Genomic DNA, 26,921 nt, shown 5'->3' with positions numbered 1-26,921 from the left:
TAACCGGCCATGATGATATTGTCATTTACAATGTCGTTACGACGGATTTTTTTCCGCTTTACCGGCCATTTGCGCTAATAGGTCATAGCGACGCTGTAAATCTTCAGCGGCATCGCGCCACAATTGTTCCGCAACCTCCGGCTGCTGCGCATTAAGCCGACGAAAACGCTGTTCATTCATCAGCGCCGCGTCCAGTTCACAGGAGGGCGGACGCGAATCCAGTGACAATGGCAACTTGCCTTCTTCGGTACGACGCGGGTCGAAGCGATAGAGCGGCCAGAAGCCACTGGCGGTAAGCTGACGCATCTGATCATGGCTTAACGCCAGATCGTAACCATGCTCTTCACACGGGCTGTAAGCAATAATGAGTGACGGACCCGGCCAGGCTTCCGCCTCCTGAATCGCCTTAACGGTCTGGTTTAGCTGCGCGCCAAGTGAAATTTGCGCCACGTAAACATGACCGTACATCATCATGCTAACGCCTAAATCTTTCCGAGCCTTACGCTTGCCGTGCTCGCCAAACTTGGTGACCGCGCCCAATGGCGTTGCTTTCGAGGCCTGACCACCGGTATTGGAGTAACATTGCGTATCCAGTACCAGCACATTAACGTTTTCGGTGAGGCTCATAACATGGTCCAAGCCGCCAAAACCAATATCATACGCCCAGCCATCGCCGCCAATCAGCCAGATAGACTTATCCACCAGCGCATCGGCATCGGCGCTTAATTGGCGGGCGTCCGCTTCATCAATGTCGGCCAATGCGGCGCGTAGGGTAGCAATATGCTGACGACGTTGCTCTATTGTGGCGGTGTCACTTTTTAGCCCCTCCAGCAGGTCGTTAGGTAGCCGGTCGGCATAGCGCTCAAGCAGGCGGCGCACCCGCTGCTGGTGTTGGTCAACGGTTAGGCGGAAGCCGAGGCCAAACTCCGCATTGTCTTCGAACAATGAGTTCGCCCATGCCGGTCCGCGCCCTTCGGCGTTGGTGGTGTAAGGCGTCGAAGGCAGGTTGCCGCCATAAATCGATGAACAGCCGGTCGCATTCGCAATCAATAAACGATCGCCATAGAGCTGGGTGAGTAGCTTGATATAGGGCGTTTCACCGCAGCCTGAGCAGGCGCCTGAATATTCAAACAGCGGGGTAATCAGTTGTGAGGTGCGAATATCAATGCGCTCCAACTGCGCCGGATCGATTTCCGGCAAATCGAGGAAGAAATCGTAATGGGCTTTCTCCTCTTCCACATGGTCGAGACGCGACATCATATTGATAGCTTTGATCGACGGTTCCTGGCGATCTTTTGCCGGACACACTTCTACGCAGAGGTTACAACCGGTGCAATCCTCTGGCGCAACTTGCAGCACATATTTTTGTCCGCGCATATCGCGTGCTTTCACATCCAACGACTGGAGCGTATCGGGCGCGCCGTCCATCGCCTCTGGAGCAACCACCTTAGCGCGAATGGCCGAGTGCGGGCAGGCGGCGACGCAGTGATTACACTGGGTACAGAGATCCGGTTTCCAGATGGGGATCGCTTCGGCAATATTCCGTTTTTCCCAGCGTGTGGTCCCGGTCGGCCAGGTGCCATCCGGGGGCAGCGCGGAAACCGGTAATGCATCGCCCAACCCGGCCAGCATGGTGGCGGTGACCGTTTTAACAAAATCCGGCGCCGCATCGGAAACCACCGGCGGACGTAGCGGACTGTCGGCATTAACCGGCTGGAGCGTGACTTCCTGTAACGAGGTCTGGGCCGCAGCTAGCGCCTGCCAGTTACGTTCCACCAACTCCTGTCCTTTGCTGCTATAGCTGCGGGCAATGGCGTTTTGCAACGCTTCCCGCGCCGTATCGGGCGGCAGGATGGCAGTAAGTTGGAAAAAAGCCATCTGCATCACGGTATTAATGCGTGCGCCAAGTTGGCAATCGCGGGCAATTTTCGCCGCGTTAATCACGTAGAAACGCGCCTGTTTTTGATTCAGTACCGCCTGAACCTCTTGTGGCAGACGGGACCATACCTCATCAGCAGCATAAGGTGTGTTCAACAAAAAAATGCCGCCGGGCTTCAGCCGCTCGGCCATTTGATACTTGTCGATAAACTGCAATTGATGGCAGCCGACGAAATCGGCCTGGTCAATAAGGTAGGCGGAGTTAATCGGGCGCTCGCTGACGCGCAGGTGTGAAATCGTCAGGCCGCCAGCTTTTTTCGAGTCATAAACGAAATAGCCTTGCACCTGCCAGGGCGTGCTATTACCAATAATTTTGAGGTTATTTTTGGTGGCGGAAACACTGCCATCACTGCCGAGGCCGTAAAACAGCGCTTCCAGACGCGCATGGTTTGGTAGGGTATTTTCCGCTAATGGCAACGAAAGATGGGTGACATCGTCATAAATACCGACGGTAAAGCGCGGCGGTGGATTATCTTGCTGCAACGCATTGAACACCGCTAACGCGCAGGCCGGGTCAAACTCTTTTGATGATAAACCATAACGGCCGCCAATAACGCGCGGCATTTGCTGCCGTTCACCGCGACTAAAGGCTTCCGCCAATGCGGTCATCACATCCAAATACAGCGGTTCCGCCAGCGCGCCGGGCTCTTTGGTTCGATCAAGCACCGCAATTTTACTGGCGCTTGCGGGCAGCATCGCCAGCAGGTGGGCGGCGGAAAAAGGCCGATAAAGGCGAACTTTCAGCAGACCGACTTTTTCACCGCGTTGCAGTAATTCATCAATGGTTTCTTCACAAGTACCAACGGCTGACCCCATTAAAATTATTACTCGCTCCGCCTGCGGATGACCATAATATTCGAAGGGGTGATAATGCCGCCCGGTTTCAGCGGCAAAATCTTGCATCGCCTGTTCCACATGCGCATAGGTGGCGTCATACCAGGGATTGGTCGCCTCGCGTGACTGGAAATACGTATCCGGATTGGCCGAGGTCCCGCGAATTACCGGATGGTCGGGCGTTAACGCGCGCTGACGATGTGCATCAATCGCCGCTTGCGGCATCAGTTTGTGCAGGGTTTCATCCGCCAACGGTACGATTTTATTAATTTCATGCGAGGTACGGAAACCATCAAAAAAGTGAATAAACGGGACGCGGCTATTTAACGACGCCATTTGGGAAATTAGCGCAAAATCTTGCGCTTCCTGGACGTTGCTGGCGCACAGCATGGCACAGCCGGTTTGCCTCACCGCCATCACATCGGAGTGGTCGCCAAAGATGGATAACGCGTGAGTGGCGACGGTACGCGCGGCAACATGCAGTACAAACGGCGTTAACTGACCGGCCAGTTTATACAGCGTGGGGATCATCAACAGCAACCCCTGCGAAGAGGTAAACGAAGTGGAAAGGGCGCCGGTTTGCAGTGCGCCGTGCACGGTGGCAATCGCCCCGGCTTCCGACTGCATCTCTACCACGCGCGGGACGTCGCCCCATATATTTTGGCGACCATCGCCCGCCCAACTATCTGCCTGTTCTGCCATGGTTGAACTGGGCGTAATCGGATAGATAGCGATGACTTCGCTGGTACGAAATGCGACCGATGCAACGGCGCCGTTGCCATCAATTGTTATCATAAAAAGTCCTTCACCTAAACAGCCGTCAGGCTCGCACGCGAACCCGGATCAGCTAAGTTTAGCAAAGGGGGACAAGGCCATTTTTTGATTTGTGTGGTCACAACGGTGAATAGCACCGGCGAACAAAGTCGCGCTATTAATGTACTTCGACCGATTCGACGCCTTTCACCTCTAACAGATGCTCATAGAGGTTGCTACCCGAAACGGAGCGCGCCAGCGTCACTTCAATGGTCAGTTCGCATAACCCGCTCTCTTTATCACGGTTAACCACCGAAATTTGCCCATAGCGGATGCGATCTTTTTGCAGCGCCAGCAATACTGAAGGCACGCTTTTCGGTTTGAGCTGAACGATCAACGTATGGTGTTGGCCAATTAACCAGTGGCTAATACGGCGGAAAACTTCCAGCACGACCAAGGCCAGCACGGTGCCATAAATCCCAATTTCATACAGACCGCTACCAATGACCAAACCAATTGCGGCTGTCACCCATAGACCTGCGGCGGTGGTTAGCCCTTTTACCATCTGCTTTTGAATGATGATGGTACCGGCACCGAGGAAGCCCATTCCGCTGACGACTTGTGCTGCGATACGGCTGGGATCGAGCCCAATATGCGTTTGGTTGAGAATATCGTCAAAACCATATTTTGAGACGATCATAAACATCGCACTGCCGATCCCAACCAGTATATGCGTGCGAAGACCGGCTTCTTTGGCGCGCATTTGGCGTTCAAGCCCGATAAGGCCGCCCAAAACCCCGGCGAGGGCGATACGGAGAAGTAAATCCATTAACATTGGCTTTCCTCTGTTGTTATTGATTTTCAATCTATTTTAGCAAAAATAAAAATTCAGATTGCGCCTGGTGCTTTTCATAAAATTAAAATAAGTAAAAAAAGGTGTCATCTCTCGACCCGGCGCAAAAGCTGGATTATGCTGGCAGAGCCTTGCTACTCACATCTTCCCGGAGCCCGACACATGAAAGCAGCGACCTTTCTGCTTGCTGGCGTTGCGCTGCTGCTCTCCGCATGCAGCAACAATGCCGACAACGAACCGCCGCAACAAGCTACTGCCGCCCACGTTCAGCCCAGAGTGGTGATGAATGCGATGGCGGAAACTAATTGCGCCAATGCCGGCGGCACACTAGCCTTTTCTCGCCAGCTTGACGGCTCTAATATCGGTATGTGTCAGTTGGCTAACGGGCGCCGCTGTAGTGAAAATGCGCTGCTTAACGGGAGTTGCGCACGCCTCTAGCCGCGTATTGCTCAATGGGCGAAGTCCGTTTCGCCCGTGGAGCGATTAAATGCTGATGCTATTCGCGCAGGGCGTGCCATTTACCAGTTGTTGCAAATTTTCCAGCGTGGTGTGTGAAATCGCGGTTAGCGCTTCTGCGGTTAAAAAAGCCTGATGGCCGGTGAACAGCACGTTGTGGCAGGCAGACAGACGGCGAAAAACATCATCCTGGATCACATCGTTCGATTTATCTTCGAAGAATAAATCGCGTTCGTTTTCGTAAACATCCATCCCCAACGCGCCGATTTTCTGCTGTTTTAATGCCTCAATCGCCGCTTGCGAATCAATCAACCCACCGCGGCTAGTGTTAATAATCATGACCCCATCTTTCATCTGTGCAAAAGCGTGATTATCCAGTAGATGATGGTTTTCGGGCGTCAATGGACAGTGCAGCGAAATAACATCGGATTGCTGGAACAGCGTATGAATATCCACATATTCCGCGCCTAACGCCAGCGCCTGTGGATTAGGGTAAGGATCGTGCGCTAATAATCTCATCCCAAAACCGTTCAGGATGCGCAAGGTGGCGATACCAATTTTACCGGTTCCGATCACCCCGGCAGTACGCCCGTGCATATTAAAGCCAATCAACCCTTCCAGGGAGAAATTGGCGTCGCGCGTACGCTGATAAGCGCGATGGATGCGGCGGTTTAACGTCATCATCATGCCCACCGCATGTTCAGCAACCGCTTCAGGCGAATAGGCCGGGACACGCACTACCGCGAGCCCTAGCTCTTTTGCCGCTTGCAGGTCAACATTGTTGAAACCCGCGCAACGCAGTGCGATAAATTTCACCCCAAGCTCCGCCAACTCTTCCAATACCGGACGGCTGCCATCGTCATTCACAAAAATACAGACCGCGTCACAACCCACGGCGTTTTTAGCCGTGCGGGCAGTGAGCAAAAAATCAAAAAACTCCAGTTCAAAGCCAAACGCCTGGTTAACCTGTTCCAGATATTTTCGGTCATACTGTTTGGTGCTGTATACCGCGAGTTTCATTGCCGATCTCCTGTCGTCATGCCACCGGCCCATTTTACCTCCGGCATCGGACATAATAACAATTATTCTCACGGTCGGAGCCCTCTATCGCTTTATCTGCCTGGGCCGTACTCTCATCGCGATGATTTCCCGGCGAAAAACTTCACCCTTACGCCGTAACGTGCCATCATTCAAGACAGGAATTTCACCGAGAGAACAGGAATTCGCCGCCATGAGCCGTGGCTTCAACGTTTTCTGTGCCGCGATGCTGGCGCTGATCCTTTTATTGGTCGGGAGCGTATTAACCATCACCGAATGGTTGCCGCGCCTGGCGGGCATTTGGCTGCCGCAGAATACTGCCATTGCCTTTGATGGCCGGCTGGGATGGCGAAACGGCAGTCTGGTTTTACCCGGCGTGCATTATCGGGTGGGTGATTGTGAACTGGTTGCATTGACGCAGGTTTCGCTGGGTTGGCATCACTCGCGCTGGGAAGCGGAGGCAGATAAAATCACGCTGGATAGCGCGTGTCTCAATCAACTGACGCAAAGCGCGCCCGATACTACCGCGCCGCGCACGCTGGCGCAGTGGCAAGCGCTGTTGCCACATGCGCATCTGGTGGTACATCAATTAACACTCTCTCCTTATCCTGAATGGGCCGGGGCGTTGGATTTGGCGGTGAGTCCGGCGCGCCAAACTCTCCATTACCAGGGCAAAAATTTGCGGTTAGACGCGCGCCTGAGTGGCCGTCAATTAACACTAAACCGGTTCAGTCTTTCACATCCGTTGTTGCAACAACCGCTGACGCTGAGCGGTAAACTAACCCTGCCTGAAGTGCCGGATACTTTGCCGACGAGCGGCCATGTTGCCGGGACATTGGCCTTACAGCAGATACCGCAGCCATTGATATTAGCGCTTGACTGGCAGCAACAGAAAGGAACCTTCAGCGTGCTGGCGCAGCATGATCAGACGCCGCTACTGCGCTTACCGTGGACGCTTTCCGCCGACCGGTTGATGATTGAACAGGGGCAGTGGCGCTGGCCCTACGCCGCGCAGCCGCTCGCGGGCGGCCTTAACCTGAGTTTGACGCACTGGCGGCAAGGGTTATCCGCGACCGTTTTTCAGGGGCGTTTTAATCTGTTAACTCAAGGGCGCGGTGGTAAAGGTAACGTGGTCTTGAGTTTTGGGCCCGGCCGGTTGGATTTTGTTGATAGCGCGTTGCCGCTGCAATTAACCGGAGAAAGCAAACTCCAGGATTTACAATTTTATGCCGCGATCCCCGGCATCATGAGAGGCTCAGTGCTCAATCCGCTGGTAGAACTTCAGCCCGGCGCGTTATTGCGCATGCGCGGACGGCTCCTGTCAACCTTAGAGGTTGATGAAGCCCGCTGGCCGCTAGCCGGCCTCAAGGTTTCTCAGGCGGGGGTTGACGGGCGCTTGCAGGCGATACTCCGCGCGCATGATCCGAATATGGGGCGCTTTACCCTGCATTTGGACGGGAAGTCGCAAAATTTTTGGCCGGATAACGGCCGCTGGGCCTGGCGTTATTGGGGCAACGGCTATATGGCGCCATTAGCCGCACAGTGGGATGTGCGCGGTACTGGCGAATGGCATGACAGTACGCTTACGCTGGCGACACTCTCAACCGGCTTTGATCGCTTGCAATACGGAATGGTGGATGTCAATGCGCCGCGGCTGACCATCACAAAACCGGTGGTGTGGCAACGCGATACGCAACATCCTGCTTTTAATGGTGAGCTACAACTGGTCGCACAACGCACTGCGTTAAGCAGCGGAGGATATTTACCGCCTTCTACCTTGTCGCTGGCGGTAAAAGGGCGCGACCCGGCACGCTTCCTGTTCAACGGCTCGCTCTCGGCCGACGCCATTGGCCCGCTGCGCGTGAATGGTCGTTGGGATGGCATCCGTCTGCGTGGTCAGGCCTGGTGGCCGCAACAATCGCTGACTGCCTTTCAGTCGTTGCTAAGCCCGGATCTGAAAATGCGCATTCAGTCGGGCAGCCTGAAAGCGCAAGTGGCATTTTCCGCCGCCAGCGATCAAGGGCTGGAAGCCGGCGGGCATTGGGTGGTTAAGGATGGCAGCGTAAAAATGCCGGACAACGAAATAAACGGCATCGATTTTTCGCTCCCTTTCCGCCTGAAGGCACATCAGTGGGTCTTTGGCGCGCGTGGGCCAGTGTCGCTACGCATCAAGGCAATCAATAATCAGTTTGCGATGGCAAACATTAGCGCCGATCTTCAGGGGAGCTACCCGTGGAGTGAACGCCAACCGCTCGACCTGACTAATGTCAGCGTTGATATGCTTGGCGGGACGCTGAGCATGGCGCACCTTGGGTTACCGCAACACGCGGCGGCGACCCTGCGGTTAAGAGGGATCAATCTTAGCGAACTGGTTACCGCCATCAATCCTAAGCAGATTGCCATGTCCGGGCATATCAACGGTGAACTGCCGCTATGGGTTAATCATTCACAGTGGCTGGTTAAAGATGGCTGGATAGCCAACGAGGGCAGCCTGACTTTACGTCTTGATAAAGACATGGCGGATGCGATTACCCGCAATAATGTTGCCGCTGGCGCTGCGCTGGATTGGCTGCGTTATATGGAGATTTCACGGGCCTGGGCCACGCTCAATCTGAACACCATTGGTGACCTTACTATGAGCGCGCAGGTGGATGGGAAAAGCCGCTTTATTAACCGTACCCAACGCGTCTTGTTGAACTATACCCATCGGGAAAACCTCTTCCAGCTCTGGCGCAGCTTGCGCTTTGGCGATAACTTGCAATCCTGGGTGGAGGATAACGCCACCTTGCCGTCGCAGAAGGAACAAAAACCATGATATTAAGGCTGAGGCACCTCGCGTTGTTCGCATTGAGCGGGCTGTTGGCTGGTTGCGTGCCGCGTATTGAGGTTGCGGCGCCGAAAGAGCCGATAACCATTAATATGAATGTAAAAATCGAACATGAAATCCATATCAAAGTCGATAAAGATGTGGAAGCCTTACTGAAGAATCAGAGCGATTTGTTCTGACAGGAAATGCCGATGAAAAGAGTGGCCTGGGCGTGCGTCTGCGCGCTGTTATTTTCCCCGTTAGCCAGTGCCTTAACGCTGGATGAAGCACGCCAACAGAGGCGAGTAGGGGAAACGTTGAGTGGTTATGTCGCACCGCTAAAGCAGGATGCACAAACGCGCGCTTTGGTTGAGCGGGTAAATAAGGGACGCGAGGTGCAATATCAGCAATTGGCGCAGCGTAACAATCTCACCACGTCTGCGGTGGCGCGTATTGCCGGTGAGAAGTTGGTTCAGCGTGCGGCGGCGGGCGAATATGTGCGTGGTATTAACGGACAATGGCTGAAAAAATAGCCAGTCTGGCAAAAATAAGCAGGAGCGCCACCCGTCCGTGTGGCGCCTTGCGTTACAGCGTCACTAATTACGCGGCAACGATTTGTTTGATAGCATCTTTCGCGTCGGTGGTGGACTTGGTTGCCACTTCCGGCCCATAGGCGATGCCTTCAGCAAACACGAAGTTTACGTCAGTGATACCGAGGAAACCGAGGAACAGTTTTACATACGGCGTTAACAGGTCGGTAGGGGTGTCTTTATGGATCCCACCGCGGCTGGAGAGGATGACCGCACGCTTGCCTTTCACCAGGCCTTCCGGGCCAGCTTCGGTGTAACGGAAAGTCACGCCTGCACGGGCGATCAGGTCAAAATAGTTTTTCAATTGCGTCGGGATATTGAAATTGTACATGGGTGCCGCAATAACAATCACATCATGAGCTTGCAGCTCGGCAATCAGTTCATCAGACAGCGCTAACGCTTCTTGCTGACGCGGCGTCAGCGGGCTATCGGAAGGACGCAGCGCGCCAACCAGTTCGCCGTCAAGTACCGGAATCGGGTTCGCTGCTAAATCGCGTACCGTAACCTGATCGCCTTTGGCAGAGACCTGCTCAGCGTAAAAATCAGCCAGTTGGCTTGACTGGGAATAACCGGCGAGAATACTGGATTTCAGAACTAAAACTTTGCTCATGATTTTTTCCTGTCTGTTAGCGCGGAAAGGCCATCCGCTCGTTGAAATACACTCTATGGTCATTCTTAACCAAGTGATAGCGCAATATTTCGAGACTTATATTCGAAAATATTGAAGAAGTATACGTGGGTAGGCAACGCACGTAATTATCGGGCTGTGCTACTATGCGCGGCAGCAAAATAGATGCCGGTTCAGCCGGCGACCCGCAGTGGTTTCATCGCTCTGAACGGCCGCTGTGCGTAGAAGGTAAAAGATAATGTCTGTAGAACCCAATACTTCGCCGTTAGCGGCGCTCTGGTCCCGTCTTGATGAGGTCTCACTACGTGACCGTCAGCGTTTCCAGCGTCGCTTACAAGGCGCAAAGAAAATAAAAAATCCGGCAGCCCTGCGTGAAGTTGCTGAGTCATTGCGTCATGAAATTGATGCGGCACAACAACGAATACAGCAACGACGCGCCGCGACGCCGGTGATTACGTTTCCGGAAAACCTGCCGGTTAGTCAGAAGCAGCAGGATATTGCGGCGGCGATTCGCGATCATCAGGTGGTGATTGTCGCCGGTGAAACGGGTTCCGGTAAAACCACTCAATTGCCCAAAATTTGCCTGGCGCTGGGGCGCGGCGTGAAAGGGTTAATCGGTCATACACAGCCGCGTCGCCTGGCGGCGCGTACCGTGGCTAACCGTATTGCCGAGGAGTTAGAGAGCACGCTGGGCGGCTGCGTAGGTTATAAAGTGCGTTTTAACGATCAGGTCGGTGACACAACCCAAGTGAAACTGATGACCGACGGCATTTTGCTGGCGGAGATCCAGCACGATCGGATGCTGATGCAGTATGACACTCTGATTATTGATGAAGCGCATGAACGTAGCCTGAATATCGACTTTTTGCTCGGCTACCTACGTGAGTTATTGCCGCGTCGCCCGGATCTGAAAGTCATTATTACTTCCGCCACCATCGACCCGGAGCGGTTCTCACGCCACTTTAATCAGGCGCCCATTATCGAAGTGTCCGGGCGGACTTATCCGGTTGAGATGCGTTATCGTCCGGTGGCGGAAGAGGCCGATGAAAGCGATCGCGATCAGTTACAGGCTATTTTCGACGCAGTTGATGAATTAGGTCAGGAGAGTCGCGGCGATATTTTGATTTTTATGAGCGGCGAGCGGGAAATCCGCGATACCGCCGATGCATTGCAAAAGCGCGATTTACCGCATACGGAAATCCTGCCGCTGTATGCACGTTTGTCCAATGCCGAGCAGAACCGGGTTTTCCAGTCTCACGGCGGTCGGCGTATTGTGCTGGCGACCAATGTGGCGGAAACCTCGCTCACCGTGCCGGGGATCAAATACGTTATCGATCCTGGTACTGCGCGTATCAGCCGTTATAGCTATCGTACCAAGGTACAACGTTTACCGATTGAGCCCATTTCGCAGGCGTCGGCTAATCAGCGTAAAGGGCGCTGCGGGCGCGTCTCGGAAGGGATCTGTATTCGTCTTTATTCCGAAGATGATTTTCTCAGTCGCCCGGCGTTTACCGACCCGGAAATTCTGCGCACCAATCTCGCCTCGGTTATTTTGCAAATGACTGCGCTAGGGTTGGGCGATATTAGCGCTTTCCCGTTTGTGGAAGCACCGGATAAACGTCACATTCAGGACGGCGTCCGGTTGTTGGAAGAGCTGGGTGCCATTGTTCAGCAAGAGCAGCAACGCTATCAACTCACCGCTTCAGGCCGCCAACTGGCGCAATTACCGGTTGACCCGCGCCTGGCACGCATGGTGCTGGAAGCGCAAAAATATGGCTGTGTGCGTGAAGCGATGATTATTACCGCCGCGTTATCGATTCAGGATCCGCGTGAGCGCCCGGTTGAGAAGCAACAGGCATCAGACGAAAAACATCGCCGTTTTGCCGATAAAGAGTCAGATTTCCTGACCTTCGTGAATCTGTGGAACTATGTACAGGAGCAGCAAAAAGCGCTGTCCGGCAACCAGTTTCGCCGTCAGTGCAAAAGCGATTACCTTAACTACCTGCGAGTACGCGAATGGCAGGATATTTATACCCAATTGCGTCAGGTGGTGCGTGAGTTAGGGATGCCGGTGAACAGTGAACCCGCGCCATACCGGGAAATACATACCGCCTTATTAACCGGTTTGTTGTCGCATATCGGCCAGAAAGATGCCGAGAAGCAGGAGTTTACCGGCGCGCGCAATGCGCGGTTCGCCATTTTTCCCGGTTCCGGTCTGTTTAAAAAGCCGCCCAAATGGACGATGGTTGCAGAACTGGTGGAAACCAGTCGGTTGTGGGGGCGCATTGCCGCGCGTATCGATCCGGAGTGGATCGAGCCGGTCGCTCAGCATTTATTAAAACGTAGTTACAGCGAGCCGCATTGGGAAAAAGCGCAGGGCGCAGTGATGGCGGCGGAGAAAGTGACGCTGTATGGCCTGCCGATCGTGGCGGCGCGAAAGGTGAATTACGGTAAAATCGACCCGCAGTTGTCACGTGAGTTATTTATTCGCCATGCGTTGGTTGAGGGTGACTGGCAGACGCGACACGCGTTCTTCCAGGCAAACCAGAGATTGCGTAACGAAGTTGAAGATCTGGAACACAAGACGCGTCGACGCGATATTTTAGTTGATGATGAAACGCTGTTTACCTTCTACGACAGCCGCATTGGGCATGATGTGGTCTCGGCGCGTCATTTTGATAGCTGGTGGAAAACCGCCGGACGCGAAACGCCCGAATTGCTTAACTTTGATAAGCAAATGTTGATTAAAGAGGGCGCCGAAGCGGTAAGTAAACTGGATTACCCGAATTTTTGGTATCAGGGTAATTTAAAACTGCGCCTGAGCTACCAGTTTGAACCGGGCGCTGATGCGGATGGCGTGACGGTTCATATTCCGCTGCCGTTACTCAACCAGGTTGATGCCGCCGGGTTTGAGTGGCAAATCCCTGGCGTCCGGCGCGAACTGGTCATCGCGTTAATTAAATCGCTACCAAAGCCAATACGTCGCAACTTTGTTCCGGCGCCAAATTACGCAGAAGCCTTTTTAGGGCGGGCCACGCCGCTGGAAACGCCGTTACTGGATGCGCTGGAGCGTGAATTTCGGCGTATGAGCGGTGTTACCATTGAGCGCGAGGCGTGGCAGTGGGAACAGGTGCCCGATCATCTTAAAATCACCTTTCGGGTGGTGGATGATAAAAACCGCAAACTGAAAGAGGGCAAAGACCTTACTGAACTGAAAGCGCAACTTAAAGAGAAAGTGCAGGAAACGCTTTCGAATGTGGCGGACGAGGGGCTAGAACAGAGTGGGTTGCATATCTGGAGCTTCGGTGATTTGCCCGACCATTTTGAACAAAAACGCGGCAATTACAGCGTCAAGGCATGGCCTGCGTTGGTGGATGAGAAAGAGAGCGTGGCGATCCGCCTGTTCGATAGCCAGCATGAGCAACAAAAGCGCATGTGGCAGGGGCAACGGCGCTTGCTGCTACTCAATATTCCTTCGCCGATTAAATATCTGCACGAAAAATTACCGAATAAAGCCAAGTTGGGGCTCTATTTTAACCCTTACGGTAAGGTGCTCGATCTGATCGATGATTGCATTGCGTGTGGCGTAGATAAGTTAATCGCCGGGTTTGGCGGGCCAACGTGGAAACGGGATGAATTTACGCGTTTACATGACAAGGTTCGCGCGGAACTCAATGATACGGTGGTTGAAATTGCGCAAAGCGTGGAGCAAATTTTAACCGCAGTCTTCACTATCAATAAACGCCTAAAGGGGCGTGTCGATATGAGTATGGCGCTGGCGTTATCGGATATTAAAGCGCAAATGGCTGGGTTGGTGTATCGCGGTTTTGTCACGCAAAACGGCTGGAAACGTTTGCCGGATACGCTGCGTTATCTACAGGCCATTGAACGGCGCCTGGAAAAGCTGCCGGTTGATCCCCATAGCGATCGCGCGCGGATGTTAAAAGTTGAGCAGGTACAACAAGCCTGGCAAAGCTGGCTCAATAAGCTTCCGCCTTTGCGCCGTGATGATGAGGATGTGCAAGAGATCCGTTGGATGATTGAGGAGCTGCGGGTCAGTTATTTTGCCCAACAGTTGGGGACGCCATTCCCGATTTCCGATAAGCGTATTATTCAGGCAATGGAGCAAATTGTCGCTTAACCGAACCAGGCGGCGTTAGTGCCGCCTGGCTGGCGAGGATATCAGCTATTTCGCCAGCGTTTCCAGTTGCTCACGAAAAGCGGTTACCGCAATCGCCCGGTTATCGGCCCGGTAACGATCTTTCGCAGCAGGCGCCGAACTTTGTACCGCAATCAGTTGCCAGCCCGCCTGGTTTTTCAATAACAAAGGTGAACCGCTATCGCCCGGCAAGGTATCGCACTGGTGCGAGAGAACGGTACGTTGAGCCCAACCGGTAATTAAACAATCCTGATGGGAGTAGAGCGTATCCAGATGATCCTCCGGGTAACCGGCCTGCGTCACTTTGCGCCCGGTAGCTTTTAGCGCAGCGGTTAGTTCGCTCCGCGATCCCTCGAACAACGGAACCGGCGTAATGCCCGACGGCGGGTTACGCAAGATAATCAAACCATAATCATCCGGGGCGGCCGATGCCGGAACAATCCAGCCATCGCCGTCTGGTTTGAGCTTTTTGCCCAGAGCCGGATTGACCCGCGCGATAATATCGTGAATTTCATAGCGCCAGCCTTTTTCACCGGCGATAAAGCGCAACGCGACCGGCTTATCCAGCGAACCATCCGGCGGGTTGACCAGACAGTGTCCGGCAGTGAGCGCTAAATGGGCGGAAATTAACGTCGCGCTACAGAGGTTGCCACTTTCCGTCTCTAACTGACCAATGGCTTCCCAGGGAATGCTGGTGGTGTCTGCAACCGGTTTACGATCATCTTTGCCAAAAAACAGCGTCCGGGTATCGTCTTCGCTGGTCGCATCGTCATCCGCATGGGTATAAAACGATAAGGATAAAAAACCCACTAAAAACACAGCCGTTATGCGCATATCACTCTCATGAGGGGCGAGAATTATAGGTATTAGTCGTTATCACGCGTGATGGGGTTAACTATAGTCGGTGAGAAGCAAAAAAGGGAGTTTAATTCGGAATATCAGCGCACTACGTCACTCAGATGTAGAAGCAAGCGGCGACTACTCCGCAAATGATCATCACAATCAAGATAATTTCGAATCGGTAGCGACGCACCATTTCCGCGACTCCGGGAAAGAAACACCCGGAATATCCGGGTGTTTGTTATCGATAAATTCACTGAGGAGCGCGCTCCTGCGATTATTTCGCTGCCGCTTTTTTCACAACTTTCTTGTGGTGAACTTTTTTCGCTGCCTGTGCTTTCTGCGCTACCGGTTTTTTAGCCACTTTTTTGTGGTGAACTTTTTTCGCTGCTTGTGCTTTCTGCGCTACTGGCTTTTTGGCCACTTTTTTGTGGTGCGCTTTTTTCGCTGCCTGTGCTTTCTGTGCAGCAGATTTTTTAGCGGCTTTTTTGTGTTTTTTATGATGCGTGGTTTTGTGCGTTGCTGCTTTAGCCGGAGCCGCAGTTGTTGAAGCCTGAGTAGTCGTGGTGGCTGGCGCAGCGGTAGTATCAGCAGCGAAAGCAACTGAAGACAGACCCATAGCAGCGGCTACAACCAGAGCAAATAACTTTTTCATTGTAAAACCCTCGAATGTTTCTTCATGTATTAGCCCACTGCGGGGCCGGTGAAGCCACTATAAGTAAAGCGGGGTTGGGTTTCCGTGAGTGTTTGGTATCGGCGTGTAACCGAATGTACAACGGTTAACTGGATGAAAAATAAAGGCGGCGTTGGGGGGCGCCGCCAGGGTGTGATTATAAATAACGTTGCTCTAAATGGCGACGAAAATACTCCGGGTTTAGATCTTCGCCGGTGGCGTTTTCAATCAACTGACGGGTGCTAAAGCGGCTACCGTGCTGCCAGATATTCTGCTCCAGCCAGCTAAATATTGGCTGCAAATCGCCGGTTGCAATCAGTTGCGTCAAATCCGGCAATGCGCGTTTTACCGCCTGGAATAACTGTGCGGCGTACATTGCGCCGAGCGTATAGGTCGGAAAGTAGCCAAACGCCCCATCGGTCCAGTGAATATCTTGCATACAACCGTCACGATAGTTACCACGCGTATCAATGCCGAGATAACGCTGCATTTTCTCATCCCATAATGCCGGAATATCCTCAACCTCAATATCACCGGCAATCAAGGCGCGTTCAATTTCATAGCGCAAAATGACGTGGGTAGGATAGCTGACTTCATCGGCATCGACGCGAATAAAACCCGGTTTAACCCGCTGGTTAAGGCGAACAAAGTTATTCGCATTCAGCGCTGTGCCTTCGCCGATATGGCGGATGACTTGCGGCAGGATCAACTGAAGACACTCGGCGCTGCGGGCCAACTGCATCTCCATAAACAGACTTTGTGACTCATGGATGGCGGTCGAACGCGCCAGCGCGACCGGTTGGCCCGGCCAGCTTTTTGGCAGATTTTGCTCATAACGCGCGTGACCGGTTTCATGGATCACGCCCATCATCGCGCTGAGAAACTCTTTTTCATTATAACGCGTGGTAATCCGCACATCTTCCGGTACGCCGCCGCAGAAAGGATGCGCGCTCACGTCAAGGCGACCGGCGTTAAAGTCAAAGCCAAGCACCTGCATAATGCTCAGGCCAAGCTGGCGCTGTGACTCAATGGCAAAGGGACCAACGGGCTGCTCGACCGACTCCTGACGCTGTTTTTCCACAATACGTTGTAGTAATGGCGGAAGCCACTGTTTCAGTGCGCCAAACAGTTCATCTAGCCGGGCGCTGGTCATCCCCGGCTCAAACACATCCAACAGCGCATCATAACGTGAACATCCGTTGGCCTGAGCGCGGATTTCGGCTTCCTGACGGCTAAGTTTAACCACTTCTTTTAAGTTGGTAGCGAACCCCTGCCAATCGTTGGCCGGACGCTGCTGCCGCCAGGCATGCTCGCAACGCGAGCCCGCGATAGATTTTGCTTCTACTAATGATGCGGGCAGGATAGCCGCCTGTTGCCAGGCGCGGCGCATTTCATGCAGGTTAGCGCGCTGCACATCATCCAGCGACTCTTGCTCCGCCGCGTCCAGCCACGGTTTAATTGCGGCATCGGTCAGAATGCTGTGCTGCAAAACGCTCAATTCCGCCAACGCCTCGCCGCGAGCCTGGCTGCCCGCTGGCGGCATCATGGTTTGCATATCCCAACCGGCAATGGCGGAAAGGTGGCTAAAGCGCGCCAGGCGCTGAAAAGTATGGGTCAGTTGTTGATAAGCTGAAGTCATCTTCATCTCTCTGCGGCACAAATGATGGTAGGGCAATCACCGCCGGTATCAGGCGGTTTTGGTTACCCGCAAGGGTAAATCAACCGGCCAGCAAAAGCGAACACTGGCGCCGCCGAGCGGGCTACTATCAATCATCACATAACCTCCCAGCGCCTGGGCGATAGAGTGGACAATGGCCAGACCGAGGCCACAGCCGCCAGTCGCGCGGTCACGGCTAGGATCGAGCCGAACAAACGGCTCAAAAACCCGCTCGCGCTCATTTAAAGGAATCCCCGGCCCATCATCTTCCACCTGTAAACAGGCGATATTGCCATCGAACCATAGCCCAACGCGTAGCCGCTGGTTGGCATAACGCAGCGCGTTATTAACCAGATTATCCAGCACGCGCTCCATTAGACGGTTATCCGACATGCCGATATTTTCGCGTTGTGGCATGTCCAGCGCGATTTCGTGCTGCGGGTTAATGTCACGCATATCTTCAACGCGCTCTTGTAACCAGACCGCCAGATCGACACGTTGCAAATTCAGATCGACGCGGGGACGATCAAGGCGGGCATAGGTTAATAGCTCTTCGATTAACGCTTCAAGTTGACCAATATCGCGATTGAGCGCGCCAGACTCCGCCTCGCTCAAGTTATCGCTCATTTCCAGACGGTAACGCAGACGTACCAATGGGGTGCGTAATTCGTGCGCAATGCCGTCGATAAGCTGTTTTTTACTGGCGACCAGCGTATTGATGTTGTCCGCCATCTGGTTAAAGGCAACGCCAAGACGAATCAGACTGGAGGTGTTATCAAAATGAATGCGCTCATCCAAATGTCCCTGGCCTAAACGTTGCGCCGCCGTTTCCAGTTTCAGCATGTCTTTCCAATGTGGGCGCATCCAGATAAACACTGGCAATGCCAACGACATACCGATAAACGCCAGCAGGGCAATATCCAGAATCCGCATTTCGTGCAGGTAAAACAGATAGGGGATGGGGCCGACGGCTAACACATAGTGGCTGCGTGGAATATGTTGGAGGAAGGTATATTCGTCGTCGAGCGCCACAATCTCCCCAGCGCGCAGGCGGCGCATACTTCCCGGCTCCAGCTTATATTTGCCGATCGGTTCAATATGTAATTTAAATGACAGGTTAAGATCGAGATTATCGATGGTTTTATTCCAGTCGCGCGGTGGGATTTCGCGCAGTTCGCTACGCATCAGATAGAGCGAACTTTTCATCAAATCATCCATTGATTGCCGACCCGCGCGCTCGGCGGTGAATTTATACACCAGCCCAACCAGCATCGTCATCACCAGGAAGCAGACAAACAGCAAGAGGTAAAACTGAACAAAGAGCTTTCTCATTCCGGGCGCGTTTCCCAGGCATGTGGCGCGAACAGATAGCCTTTATTGCGGATAGTTTTAATGCGATAAGGCTCGGTCGCGCTGTCATGAAGTTTTTTGCGCAGCCGGGAGATAGCGACATCAATACTCCGGTCAAGACCGTCATAGCTGACGCCACGCAGTGTTTTGAGCAGGGCGTCACGGTTCAGCGTTTGTCCGGCATGGGTAGCCAACTCCCACAAGAGATCAAAATCGGCGGTAGAGAGGGCAATGACTTCATTCGATAAGGTGACCTGGCGATTCACCGGATCGATAAACAGGCTACCGAAACGCAAGGCTTTATGCCCGGCGAGGGTTGGCGCTATCTCTTCGGTGGTGGTACCGGTCGCGCTGGCCTGCCGCAAATGCAGCCGAAGCCGAGCCAGCAATACCGCCGGCGGCGTGGTTTTTAAAATGTAATCATTAGCGCCCATTTCGAGCGACAGAATATGGTTCATATCGCTGTCCAGCGAGGTCAGCAACACAATCGGGCCCGCCCAGATAGCGCGCAAGTCGCGGCACAACGTCATGCCATCTTTGCCAGGTAGCATAATATCCAGCAACACCAAATCGGGATTAATGTCGGCAATCACCGCTTCTGCCCGATCGCCCCGATTTTCAACAACCACATCAATGCCGTGACGGCCTAAATAGGCGGCGATAAGTTCGCCGACATCCTGATCATCTTCAACAAATACGATTTTATTCATGGTGCCGCGTGTGAGTTTACAAGAATGAGCAGCATAGCCTTTCTTTAGCAGAACGACTATCAACCTCGGTTAAATAACGCGAGATGTATAGTATAATTATCGTAAATCGTGCCATTATATTCACCGTCTTACGCGCCGGGTCGCAATCTGTTTTGGCTGTCAGGAGGAGGGCGAGGGTGCCTGAAAAAGAGATGAGCTTTGCCGGATATAATGATCGCATCTGTTTCAATTATATTGATTTTCTCGCCGCGTCCTGTAAAAAGCGCTGGCGTTTTGTGGATGCCATTTATGGCGTGATTCCCTTCTTCGGAATGGTGACGCGTAAAAGCGCGGTTAGTGAGCGCGCCTCCTCGGAACGCCTGAAAGAATTAGCGTTGCAAATCATTTCCACTCAAGTTAGTGATGAAATTAACATTGCCCGCCTGATCACGCTGGCGGAGCAACAGCATATCAATCAGTTTGATATTTTACTGCCGTATGCGCTTTCCGGTCAGCAGCTTAGCGCTATCCAGCAGGAGTATCGTAAGCCGCTAGACCTTTCTCAGCATGACGATTTATTAAGTATTTTGATCCCGGCTACCGCGCACTAATTTATTTTGCCAGCGCCCACAGCGCCGGGAAGGCGCCAAGGATCAAAGCCAGTACCGCGACGCGCTCATAGCGACTCAGACGCTGTTCACCACGCCCGCCACGGCGCGCGAAGAGGAACAGCAATACGCCCGGTGCATACAGCACGATTGATAGCAGTAAATGTAATGGACCAGAGGCGTAGAGTAACCATATCCCATAGAGGCTGGCACCCACCGCAATAAACGTTGCCCATGGTTTTTGCTGCCAACGCGCAACTTTAAACAGATAGGCACCGACCAGTAGATACGGCACCAGCACCATTTCAGAAGCGATGGTCAGTAAGGTGCCATAATCTGAATTGGTTAACCAAATCAATAATAAACACACCTGTACGCTGCCATTGGTTAACCACAGTGACGCCGAAGGCGCGCCATGGCGGTTCTGTTTGTTGAGCGTGCGCGGGAAGGCGCTTTGTTGCGCGGCCAGAAACGGCACTTCGGCGGCCATAATTGTCCAACTCAGATAAGCGCCACAGACCGAAACCACCAAACCGGTGGCGATAAGGGCATTCCCCCACTGGCCAATTAAGTGCGTCATCAATCCGGCCATGGATGGATTACGCATTTCCGCTAACTCAGCGCGCGGCACAATGCCCAGTGAAAGCAGGGTGACCAGCAGGTACACACCGAGTGCCGCGATCACCGCCATTAATGTGGCCTTGCCGACATCGCGTTTATGGCGCGCCCGCGCTGAAACCACCACCGCGCCTTCTACGCCAATAAACACCCACAACGTAATTAACATGGTGCTTTTGACCTGTTCCCACACCGGTTGGCCGAGTTGTACTCCGCTGAAATCAACGGTGAAGCGGTCAAAATTAAACGCGGCGATAGCCAGCAGGATAAAGACGCCAAGCGGCAGCAGTTTGCCGAGTGTGGCAACCAGGTTAATACTGGCGGCAGTTTGCACACCACGCAGTACCAACCCGTGAACCAGCCAGAGCAGTAGTGAAGCGCCCAACACCGCTTGCCAGGTGTTGCCTTCGCCAAACACCACATGCCCGGGCGTGTCGGTAAAAAAACCGAGGGCGGAAAACACAATTACCAGGTAGGAAACATTCGCAATAACCGCGCACAACCAGTAACCCCATGCGGAGCAAAAACCGACCAGTTCGCCAAACCCTGCGCGCGCATAGGTAAAAATGCCGCCATCCAACTCTGGCTTTAAGCGGGTCAACAACAGTAATGCTAACGCCAGGAAAATAATTCCTACGCCGGTAATGGCCCAGCCAATCAGCAAAGCGGCAGGACTGGCAACGGCTGCCATATTTTGCGGCAGGCTAAAGACGCCAGCGCCCAACATCGAACTCAGCACCAACGCAGTGAGCGCAGTAAGACCCAATTTTTTATCCAAAGAAACATCCTGGCAATAGCATAAATGACCAACAAAAAGGCCGGCGCTCGAATTTGGCACAACGAAAAATGCCTGACGGTCGAACGAAACCCCAAATAGCGGCTGATTTTACGGAGAGGTTATACAGAGCGCAATGACTGACTATGCAAAAACGGTTAGAGGTTATTCAAATGAGAGCGGGGCGATACTGACTATCGCCCCGTTAGAGGATTATTTAAACAGGTCGGCGGTGACGGTCAGGTTGCCGCCGCTTTGGTTTTGCCATTGACGTGTGACGTGGTAGTACTTGGCGCCTTTATCTGCCGCACGCTTGGCAACTGCTTCGGAAACCTCAGTCGGCGTGCCAAAGTGGCCGGTGAAAGTCACGCTGTCGAACGGCTGCATTTGCGCGGCGGTAATGGCACTCACTTCCTGTACCGATTTACCGTTCGGCAATTTCACCGTGTAACGCTGCCCGGTAGACGATTGCGTTTCGAAGAAACGACCGACGCTCGTGGTTGGCGTTTCGGAAGAGGCGACGCCTGGGATTTCAACATTTTTAGCTGCCGCGCCGCCAGCGGCGAGAGCCGCTTTCCCGGCTTCGGAATCACGCGGAATGGCATCCGGACTCTGTACCTGGCGTTTTTTCGCGTCAGCTTTATAGATATAGGCCGTTACAAACTGGTTGCCGCCGCTGTTGGCATCGATCTGACGAATAATAAAGAAGGAGGCGGCGCCTTTCTCTTTCGCGGCTTTTGAAATCGCATCGTTAACATCGGGCTGTGAACGGAAAAAGCCGTTAACCGAGACGGTATCATAGGGTTGCAGCGTGTAGGCTTCCGCTTTAGGTAACTCTTTCACGCCGTTGAAGGTGCGGTAGTGATGCCCTTGCGAAGCGGCTGGCGCATCCGCATGGTAAAGATCGGCAGTAACACGCCAGTTGCCGCCGTTACCATTATAATCATTGATGCTCTGAATATAGTAAGCGGCAGCCCCTTTTTCGTCAGCGCGTTTAGAAACCGCGTCGGCTGCATCGCCGATCGCGTTGAAGCGGCCGTTAATATTAATTCGTTCGAATGGTTTTAACGCGGCTGCTTTTTCTGGCGTCAGTTCCTGCGCCGCATGAGCGGTTAATGTCAGCAGGGACAGTAGGGTAGACGCCAGAATGGTATTCTTCAGCTTCATAAAAATAATCCTTCGCCTTACGCAAAAAATGAGTACGAAAACGTGCTGGACTCTTGATGTGTAACAGATTAGCTGCCGATTATTGCATGTAATAATGGCTGCTGTCTCAGGCAATTTATGGCATTTCTGCCTCTCACCTCCGGTTATTGCCGGCACCATGGGTATAAAGTCATAAAACGCGCCAATGAACCGCTTTTACCGCTTATAGTGGTTAATAATATGAATTTTTTAGTTAACGCATTGTTAATATTTACTTTTTACCATTGATATATTTGCCATGACACGATTTTGCACAGCAGATTATTTGCAAAAACGGGCAAATTTCAGCGCCAAAATAGCGTCATTTAGCGGTGTTACTGAATTTTTATGTGAAACTCGCGACTAATTCGTCACCTGTGTGGATCGCAAGATACATTTTCAGTAGGTTATAAATAGTTTGATACATGTTTGTTTCGGTCATAAGACTGGAACGGGTTTGTTTGGTTCAAACCATCATCACTCACCGATGAAAGGGAATATTATGTTGATTGGAGTACCGAAAGAGCGGTTTCCCAATGAGTCTCGCGTGGCAGCGACGCCAAAAACCGTCGAACAGCTACTAAAACTCGGGTTTCGCGTCGCTGTTGAGAGCGGGGCGGGGAAACGGGCCAGTTTTGAGGATGCCGCGTTTGTTGAGGCGGGCGCGACAATTACAGATGCAGCCGCTATCTGGCAAGCCGATATTGTGCTGAAGGTTAACGCGCCGGGTAACGACGAAATCGCTTTAATGCGTGAAGGAAGCACTCTAATTAGCTTTATCTGGCCAGCGCAAAACCCGCAACTGATGGAAAAACTGGCGGCGCGTAAGGTTAGCGTAATGTCGATGGATGCGGTACCGCGTATTTCGCGCGCGCAGTCGCTGGATGCGCTGAGTTCGATGGCAAACATTGCCGGTTACCGGGCTATTGTTGAAGCGGCGCATGAGTTTGGCCGTTTCTTCACCGGCCAGATTACGGCGGCAGGGAAGGTTCCGCCGGCGAAAGTGATGGTGATCGGCGCAGGTGTGGCTGGGTTGGCGGCGATTGGCGCTGCCGGTAGCCTTGGTGCGATTGTGCGGGCATTTGATACGCGTCCGGAAGTGAAGGAGCAGGTGCAAAGTATGGGCGCCGAGTTCCTTGAGCTGGATTTCGAGGAAGAAGCCGGTAGCGGCGACGGCTACGCGAAAGTCATGTCGGAAGCCTTTATTAAAGCCGAGATGGCATTGTTCGCCGCGCAGGCGCAAGAAGTCGACATTATCGTCACCACGGCGTTAATTCCGGGTAAACCGGCACCGAAGCTGATCACTCGTGAAATGGTGGCGGCGATGAAGCCGGGCAGCGTGATTGTTGACCTGGCGGCGCAAACCGGTGGTAACTGCGAACTGACGGTGGCAGATACCGTTACCACAACCGAAAATGGCGTCAAGATCATCGGGTATACCGATTTGCCGAGTCGTTTACCGACACAATCCTCACAACTGTACGGCACTAATCTGGTTAACCTGCTGAAACTGCTGTGTAAAGAGAAAAACGGTGAGATCGTCGTTGATTTTGACGATGTGGTGATCCGTGGTGTGACTGTGGTGCGCGACGGCGAAATTACCTGGCCCGCGCCGCCGATTCAGGTTTCCGCCGCGCCGAAAGCCGCGCAAGCTGAAGTGAAAACTGCGCCTGCGGTCGCGGAAAAAACCGTCTCACCGTGGCGTAAATATGCGTTGTTTGCGCTGGCGATAGTGTTGTTTGCCTGCCTGGCAAATGTCGCGCCGCCGGATTTTCTCTCTCACTTTACGGTGTTTGCGCTCTCCTGCGTGGTGGGATACTACGTGGTGTGGAACGTAAGCCATGCACTGCATACCCCATTAATGTCGGTCACTAACGCCATTTCAGGCATCATTGTGGTCGGCGCGGTACTGCAAATCGCCCATGGCGGATGGGTCACCTTTTTCGCCTTCGTTGCGGTGCTGATCGCCAGCATCAATATCTTCGGTGGCTTCACCGTGACTCAGCGCATGCTGAAAATGTTTCGTAAGAACTGAGGGGTAACAGGATGTCTGGCGGATTAGTGACTGCGGCATATATTGTTGCGGCAATTCTTTTTATCTTCAGCCTTGCCGGCCTCTCAAAGCATGAGACCTCAAAGCAGGGTAATATTTTTGGCATGACCGGGATGGCGATTGCGCTCATCGCCACCATTTTCGGGCCGCAAAGCGGGTTGATTGGCTGGCTGCTGCTGGCAATGGTTATCGGCGGCGCCATCGGGATTTATCTGGCAAAAAAAGTCGAAATGACCGAAATGCCGGAATTGGTGGCGGTACTGCATAGCTTTGTAGGCTTGGCGGCGGTGCTGGTTGGGTTCAATAGTTATATTGACCACGCGCCCGGTATGCTGCCGGTGATGGAGAACATCCATCTGACGGAGGTATTCCTCGGCATCTTTATCGGTGCGGTAACCTTTACCGGTTCGATCGTGGCGTTTGGCAAATTACGCGGCAAAATTTCCTCTCGTCCGCTGATGTTGCCGCATCGCCACAAACTGAACCTGCTGGCGTTGGTGGTTTCTTTTATCTTGCTGCTGATTTTTGTACGCACTGACAGCGTTGGCGCACAGGTTTTCGCACTGCTGATTATGACCCTGATTGCGTTGGCGTTTGGCTGGCACTTGGTGGCATCGATTGGCGGCGCGGATATGCCGGTAGTGGTTTCTATGCTGAACTCCTACTCCGGTTGGGCCGCTGCTGCCGCCGGTTTTATGCTCAGCAACGATCTGTTAATTGTGACTGGCGCGTTGGTCGGTTCGTCAGGGGCGATCCTGTCGTACATTATGTGTAAAGCGATGAATCGTTCCTTTATCAGCGTGATTGCCGGTGGCTTCGGGACCGATGGCGTTTCTTCCTCAGAAGACGAGGAAGTGGGGGAACATCGTGAAATTACCGCTGAGGACACGGCAGAAATGCTGAAAGCCTCCAACTCGGTGATTATCACGCCTGGCTATGGTATGGCGGTGGCGCAGGCGCAGTATCCGGTTGCGGAAATTACCGAAAAATTACGCGCGCGCGGTATCAAAGTGCGTTTTGGTATTCATCCGGTTGCCGGGCGTTTACCGGGCCATATGAACGTGCTGTTGGCGGAGGCGAAAGTCCCGTATGACGTGGTGCTGGAGATGGATGAGATCAACGAGGATTTTGCCGACACCGATACGGTGCTGGTGATTGGCGCGAATGATACCGTCAACCCGGCCGCACAAGAGGATCCACGCAGTCCGATTGCCGGTATGCCGGTACTGGAAGTGTGGAAAGCGCAAAATGTGGTGGTGTTTAAACGTTCGATGAACACGGGCTATGCGGGGGTACAAAACCCTTTATTCTTTAAAGAGAATACGCAAATGCTGTTCGGCGACGCGAAAGCCAGCGTGGAAGCGATATTAAAAGCGCTATAAAATCAGGGGCGACATTGGTCGCCCCTGGACGTAGGAAAGGCGGCAGTAATGCCGCCTGTGTTATTCATCATCATCCTCTTCTTCATCTTCATCCAGTTCAATCGGCGAGATAAAACCGTCAGGTTTGATGACCAGCAAGTCACAACGTAAATGGTCGATAACTTGTTCAGCAGTGTTACCGAGAAACGCGGCGGAAAGCCCGGTGCGGCCAATGGTGCCCAACACCACAATCCCGGCATCCAGATGTTCCGCCAGATCGGGAATGACCTCTTCAGGCAACCCCTTGTCGACATGAGTGAATTTCTCATCTATGCCAAATTTTTGACGCAGCGCTTTCATCGCCACCAGGTGCTGGCCGCGAATGGCATCGTTATAGACGCTGGGATCAAAATCAGGCAATTCGATGGCGATATTAATTGGCGTAATCGGATAGGCGCCGACAAGGTGAACTTCGGTATGGTTGACCATCTCCGCCAGTTCGGTGGTTTCTCGAATCAGTTTTTGATTGAGCTCATCATGGTGCGGCTCTTCACTGGCAAGGTTAACCGCGACCACCGCTTTACCGCCTTCCGGCCACGGTTGATCTTTCACCATCCACACCGGACAAGGACATTTGCGCAGCAGATGCCAGTCAGTGGGTGTAAAAATAACCGCTTCCAGCCGATCGTGTTGATGGGTCATTTTGAGGACTAAATCGTGCTTTTCCGCCAACACTTCCTGAATGATGGCTTCATAAGGGCGATTGTGCCAGATAACCTTAATCTCAATCTCAACGCCTGCTTCCAGATAGGCGTGCGCCTGTTCGCGAATCCACTCGGTGCGCTGGCTGATCACGCCTTTACGCATAGTCGTGCGCTCATCCGGCGAGAGCAGGGTGGTCATTTCATAGGAGAAATCATAAATAGGCAGGAAGGCTTTGATCTTACCGCCAATCCGTTGATTGAGATAAACGGCACGACGTAAAGCCGGTTGGTCATCCTGTTGGGGATCGATCGCAACAAGAACGTTTTGATACTTAACCATAACGGGTTCTCCT

21 protein-coding genes are annotated in these 26,921 nt (G+C 53.1%); 8 read left to right on the top strand and 13 right to left on the bottom strand.

Annotated features, from left to right (window positions below; all coding sequences use genetic code 11):
- Window positions 1-36: 36 nt before the first annotated feature.
- Window positions 37-3,567, bottom strand: a complete 3,531-nt coding sequence (nifJ, locus tag PMPD1_RS11650) for a pyruvate:ferredoxin (flavodoxin) oxidoreductase (protein WP_173634195.1) — start codon at window positions 3,565-3,567, stop codon at window positions 37-39.
- Window positions 3,568-3,703: 136 nt separating this feature from the next.
- Window positions 3,704-4,360 (bottom strand): MgtC/SapB family protein, encoded by a 657-nt coding sequence (locus tag PMPD1_RS11645; RefSeq protein WP_173634194.1) that lies wholly within the window; start codon window positions 4,358-4,360, stop codon window positions 3,704-3,706.
- Window positions 4,361-4,540: 180 nt separating this feature from the next.
- Here PMPD1_RS11645 and PMPD1_RS11640 point away from each other — a divergent pair, with 180 nt between their 5' ends.
- Window positions 4,541-4,816 carry a putative hemolysin gene (locus PMPD1_RS11640; protein WP_173634193.1) on the top strand — a complete coding sequence of 92 codons (276 nt, stop codon included), beginning with the start codon at window positions 4,541-4,543 and terminating at the stop codon, window positions 4,814-4,816.
- Between the two features lie 45 nt (window positions 4,817-4,861).
- Here the strand turns inward: PMPD1_RS11640 and PMPD1_RS11635 are convergent, their stop codons facing one another.
- Complete coding sequence (locus PMPD1_RS11635; protein WP_173634192.1) at window positions 4,862-5,854, bottom strand: 2-hydroxyacid dehydrogenase; 993 nt, start codon at window positions 5,852-5,854, stop codon at window positions 4,862-4,864.
- Window positions 5,855-6,065: 211 nt separating this feature from the next.
- Here PMPD1_RS11635 and PMPD1_RS11630 point away from each other — a divergent pair, with 211 nt between their 5' ends.
- From PMPD1_RS11630 to PMPD1_RS11620, 3 genes are read left to right on the top strand one after another with little or no spacing between them, the layout of a single operon-like run.
- Entirely contained in the window at window positions 6,066-8,687 is a 2,622-nt protein-coding gene (locus PMPD1_RS11630) for a YdbH family protein (protein ID WP_173634191.1), read from the top strand.
- Window positions 8,684-8,878, top strand: a complete 195-nt coding sequence (locus PMPD1_RS11625; protein ID WP_173634190.1) for a YnbE family lipoprotein — start codon at window positions 8,684-8,686, stop codon at window positions 8,876-8,878. Before PMPD1_RS11630 ends, PMPD1_RS11625 begins: the two co-directional genes overlap by 4 nt.
- Window positions 8,879-8,890: 12 nt before the next feature.
- The gene (locus PMPD1_RS11620; protein ID WP_173634189.1) at window positions 8,891-9,211 is read left to right on the top strand and encodes a YdbL family probable chaperone protein; all 321 of its coding nucleotides are present in this window, start codon (window positions 8,891-8,893) and stop codon (window positions 9,209-9,211) included.
- Between the two features lie 67 nt (window positions 9,212-9,278).
- Here the strand turns inward: PMPD1_RS11620 and azoR are convergent, their stop codons facing one another.
- On the bottom strand, window positions 9,279-9,878 hold the full coding sequence (azoR, locus tag PMPD1_RS11615; protein WP_173634188.1) for an FMN-dependent NADH-azoreductase: 600 nt from the start codon (window positions 9,876-9,878) through the stop codon (window positions 9,279-9,281).
- Between the two features lie 256 nt (window positions 9,879-10,134).
- On the opposite strand from azoR, the gene hrpA reads away from it, so the two are divergent.
- The gene (gene hrpA, locus PMPD1_RS11610; protein ID WP_173634187.1) at window positions 10,135-14,037 is read left to right on the top strand and encodes an ATP-dependent RNA helicase HrpA; all 3,903 of its coding nucleotides are present in this window, start codon (window positions 10,135-10,137) and stop codon (window positions 14,035-14,037) included.
- 45 nt (window positions 14,038-14,082) lie between these two features.
- Here the strand turns inward: hrpA and PMPD1_RS11605 are convergent, their stop codons facing one another.
- The 6 genes from PMPD1_RS11605 to rstA all read right to left on the bottom strand — a co-directional run bounded on the left by PMPD1_RS11605 (window position 14,083) and on the right by rstA (window position 19,285).
- The gene (locus PMPD1_RS11605; protein ID WP_173634186.1) at window positions 14,083-14,889 is read right to left on the bottom strand and encodes a trypsin-like serine peptidase; all 807 of its coding nucleotides are present in this window, start codon (window positions 14,887-14,889) and stop codon (window positions 14,083-14,085) included.
- A gap of 121 nt (window positions 14,890-15,010) precedes the next feature.
- The gene (gene ydgU, locus PMPD1_RS22920) at window positions 15,011-15,091 is read right to left on the bottom strand and encodes a small membrane protein YdgU (RefSeq protein ID WP_494338260.1); all 81 of its coding nucleotides are present in this window, start codon (window positions 15,089-15,091) and stop codon (window positions 15,011-15,013) included.
- A gap of 81 nt (window positions 15,092-15,172) precedes the next feature.
- Window positions 15,173-15,550: an acid resistance repetitive basic protein Asr gene (gene asr, locus PMPD1_RS11600; RefSeq protein WP_173634185.1), complete on the bottom strand. Its 378-nt coding sequence runs from the start codon at window positions 15,548-15,550 to the stop codon at window positions 15,173-15,175.
- A 175-nt stretch (window positions 15,551-15,725) separates the two neighbouring features.
- A complete protein-coding gene (locus PMPD1_RS11595; RefSeq protein WP_173634184.1) occupies window positions 15,726-17,207 on the bottom strand; it encodes a carboxypeptidase M32 in 1,482 nt (493 codons plus the stop codon).
- Window positions 17,208-17,255: 48 nt separating this feature from the next.
- Window positions 17,256-18,557, bottom strand: a complete 1,302-nt coding sequence (gene rstB / locus PMPD1_RS11590) for a two-component system sensor histidine kinase RstB (protein ID WP_173634183.1) — start codon at window positions 18,555-18,557, stop codon at window positions 17,256-17,258.
- Window positions 18,554-19,285, bottom strand: coding sequence for a two-component system response regulator RstA (rstA, locus tag PMPD1_RS11585; protein WP_173634182.1), 732 nt, complete (start codon window positions 19,283-19,285; stop codon window positions 18,554-18,556). The genes rstB and rstA overlap by 4 nt, the downstream gene beginning before the upstream one ends.
- A 191-nt stretch (window positions 19,286-19,476) precedes the next feature.
- Here rstA and PMPD1_RS11580 point away from each other — a divergent pair, with 191 nt between their 5' ends.
- Window positions 19,477-19,875 carry a hypothetical protein gene (locus PMPD1_RS11580; RefSeq protein WP_435529736.1) on the top strand — a complete coding sequence of 133 codons (399 nt, stop codon included), beginning with the start codon at window positions 19,477-19,479 and terminating at the stop codon, window positions 19,873-19,875.
- A gap of 1 nt (window position 19,876) precedes the next feature.
- Here PMPD1_RS11580 and PMPD1_RS11575 read toward each other — a convergent pair whose 3' ends face one another.
- A complete protein-coding gene (locus PMPD1_RS11575; protein WP_173634180.1) occupies window positions 19,877-21,268 on the bottom strand; it encodes an amino acid permease in 1,392 nt (463 codons plus the stop codon).
- 210 nt (window positions 21,269-21,478) lie between these two features.
- A complete protein-coding gene (gene ydgH, locus PMPD1_RS11570) occupies window positions 21,479-22,432 on the bottom strand; it encodes a DUF1471 family protein YdgH (RefSeq protein ID WP_173634179.1) in 954 nt (317 codons plus the stop codon).
- Window positions 22,433-22,952: 520 nt separating this feature from the next.
- Between ydgH and pntA the strand changes: the two genes are divergently transcribed.
- Complete coding sequence (pntA, locus tag PMPD1_RS11565) at window positions 22,953-24,485, top strand: Re/Si-specific NAD(P)(+) transhydrogenase subunit alpha (protein ID WP_173634178.1); 1,533 nt, start codon at window positions 22,953-22,955, stop codon at window positions 24,483-24,485.
- Window positions 24,486-24,496: 11 nt separating this feature from the next.
- Window positions 24,497-25,885 (top strand): Re/Si-specific NAD(P)(+) transhydrogenase subunit beta, encoded by a 1,389-nt coding sequence (gene pntB, locus PMPD1_RS11560; protein WP_173634177.1) that lies wholly within the window; start codon window positions 24,497-24,499, stop codon window positions 25,883-25,885.
- Window positions 25,886-25,945: 60 nt separating this feature from the next.
- Here the strand turns inward: pntB and uspE are convergent, their stop codons facing one another.
- Window positions 25,946-26,908, bottom strand: a complete 963-nt coding sequence (gene uspE / locus PMPD1_RS11555) for a universal stress protein UspE (RefSeq protein ID WP_173634176.1) — start codon at window positions 26,906-26,908, stop codon at window positions 25,946-25,948.
- Between the last annotated feature and the right edge of the window lie 13 nt (window positions 26,909-26,921).

This window comes from Paramixta manurensis, assembly GCF_013285385.1.
In the GTDB taxonomy this organism is placed as follows: domain Bacteria; phylum Pseudomonadota; class Gammaproteobacteria; order Enterobacterales; family Enterobacteriaceae; genus Paramixta; species Paramixta manurensis.
The sequence above is the reverse complement of the archived record's forward strand: the minus strand, read 5'-3'. Positions and strand labels throughout refer to the sequence as shown.

Coding starts and splice junctions, on each gene's coding strand:
- nifJ (WP_173634195.1), bottom strand. CDS start 3,567: ATGATAACAATTGATGGCAACGGCGCCGTTGCATCGGTCGCATTTCGT.
- PMPD1_RS11645 (WP_173634194.1), bottom strand. CDS start 4,360: ATGTTAATGGATTTACTTCTCCGTATCGCCCTCGCCGGGGTTTTGGGC.
- PMPD1_RS11640 (WP_173634193.1), top strand. CDS start 4,541: ATGAAAGCAGCGACCTTTCTGCTTGCTGGCGTTGCGCTGCTGCTCTCC.
- PMPD1_RS11635 (WP_173634192.1), bottom strand. CDS start 5,854: ATGAAACTCGCGGTATACAGCACCAAACAGTATGACCGAAAATATCTG.
- PMPD1_RS11630 (WP_173634191.1), top strand. CDS start 6,066: ATGAGCCGTGGCTTCAACGTTTTCTGTGCCGCGATGCTGGCGCTGATC.
- PMPD1_RS11625 (WP_173634190.1), top strand. CDS start 8,684: ATGATATTAAGGCTGAGGCACCTCGCGTTGTTCGCATTGAGCGGGCTG.
- PMPD1_RS11620 (WP_173634189.1), top strand. CDS start 8,891: ATGAAAAGAGTGGCCTGGGCGTGCGTCTGCGCGCTGTTATTTTCCCCG.
- azoR (WP_173634188.1), bottom strand. CDS start 9,878: ATGAGCAAAGTTTTAGTTCTGAAATCCAGTATTCTCGCCGGTTATTCC.
- hrpA (WP_173634187.1), top strand. CDS start 10,135: ATGTCTGTAGAACCCAATACTTCGCCGTTAGCGGCGCTCTGGTCCCGT.
- PMPD1_RS11605 (WP_173634186.1), bottom strand. CDS start 14,889: ATGCGCATAACGGCTGTGTTTTTAGTGGGTTTTTTATCCTTATCGTTT.
- ydgU (WP_494338260.1), bottom strand. CDS start 15,091: ATGGTGCGTCGCTACCGATTCGAAATTATCTTGATTGTGATGATCATT.
- asr (WP_173634185.1), bottom strand. CDS start 15,550: ATGAAAAAGTTATTTGCTCTGGTTGTAGCCGCTGCTATGGGTCTGTCT.
- PMPD1_RS11595 (WP_173634184.1), bottom strand. CDS start 17,207: ATGACTTCAGCTTATCAACAACTGACCCATACTTTTCAGCGCCTGGCG.
- rstB (WP_173634183.1), bottom strand. CDS start 18,557: ATGAGAAAGCTCTTTGTTCAGTTTTACCTCTTGCTGTTTGTCTGCTTC.
- rstA (WP_173634182.1), bottom strand. CDS start 19,285: ATGAATAAAATCGTATTTGTTGAAGATGATCAGGATGTCGGCGAACTT.
- PMPD1_RS11580 (WP_435529736.1), top strand. CDS start 19,477: ATGAGCTTTGCCGGATATAATGATCGCATCTGTTTCAATTATATTGAT.
- ydgH (WP_173634179.1), bottom strand. CDS start 22,432: ATGAAGCTGAAGAATACCATTCTGGCGTCTACCCTACTGTCCCTGCTG.
- pntA (WP_173634178.1), top strand. CDS start 22,953: ATGTTGATTGGAGTACCGAAAGAGCGGTTTCCCAATGAGTCTCGCGTG.
- pntB (WP_173634177.1), top strand. CDS start 24,497: ATGTCTGGCGGATTAGTGACTGCGGCATATATTGTTGCGGCAATTCTT.
- uspE (WP_173634176.1), bottom strand. CDS start 26,908: ATGGTTAAGTATCAAAACGTTCTTGTTGCGATCGATCCCCAACAGGAT.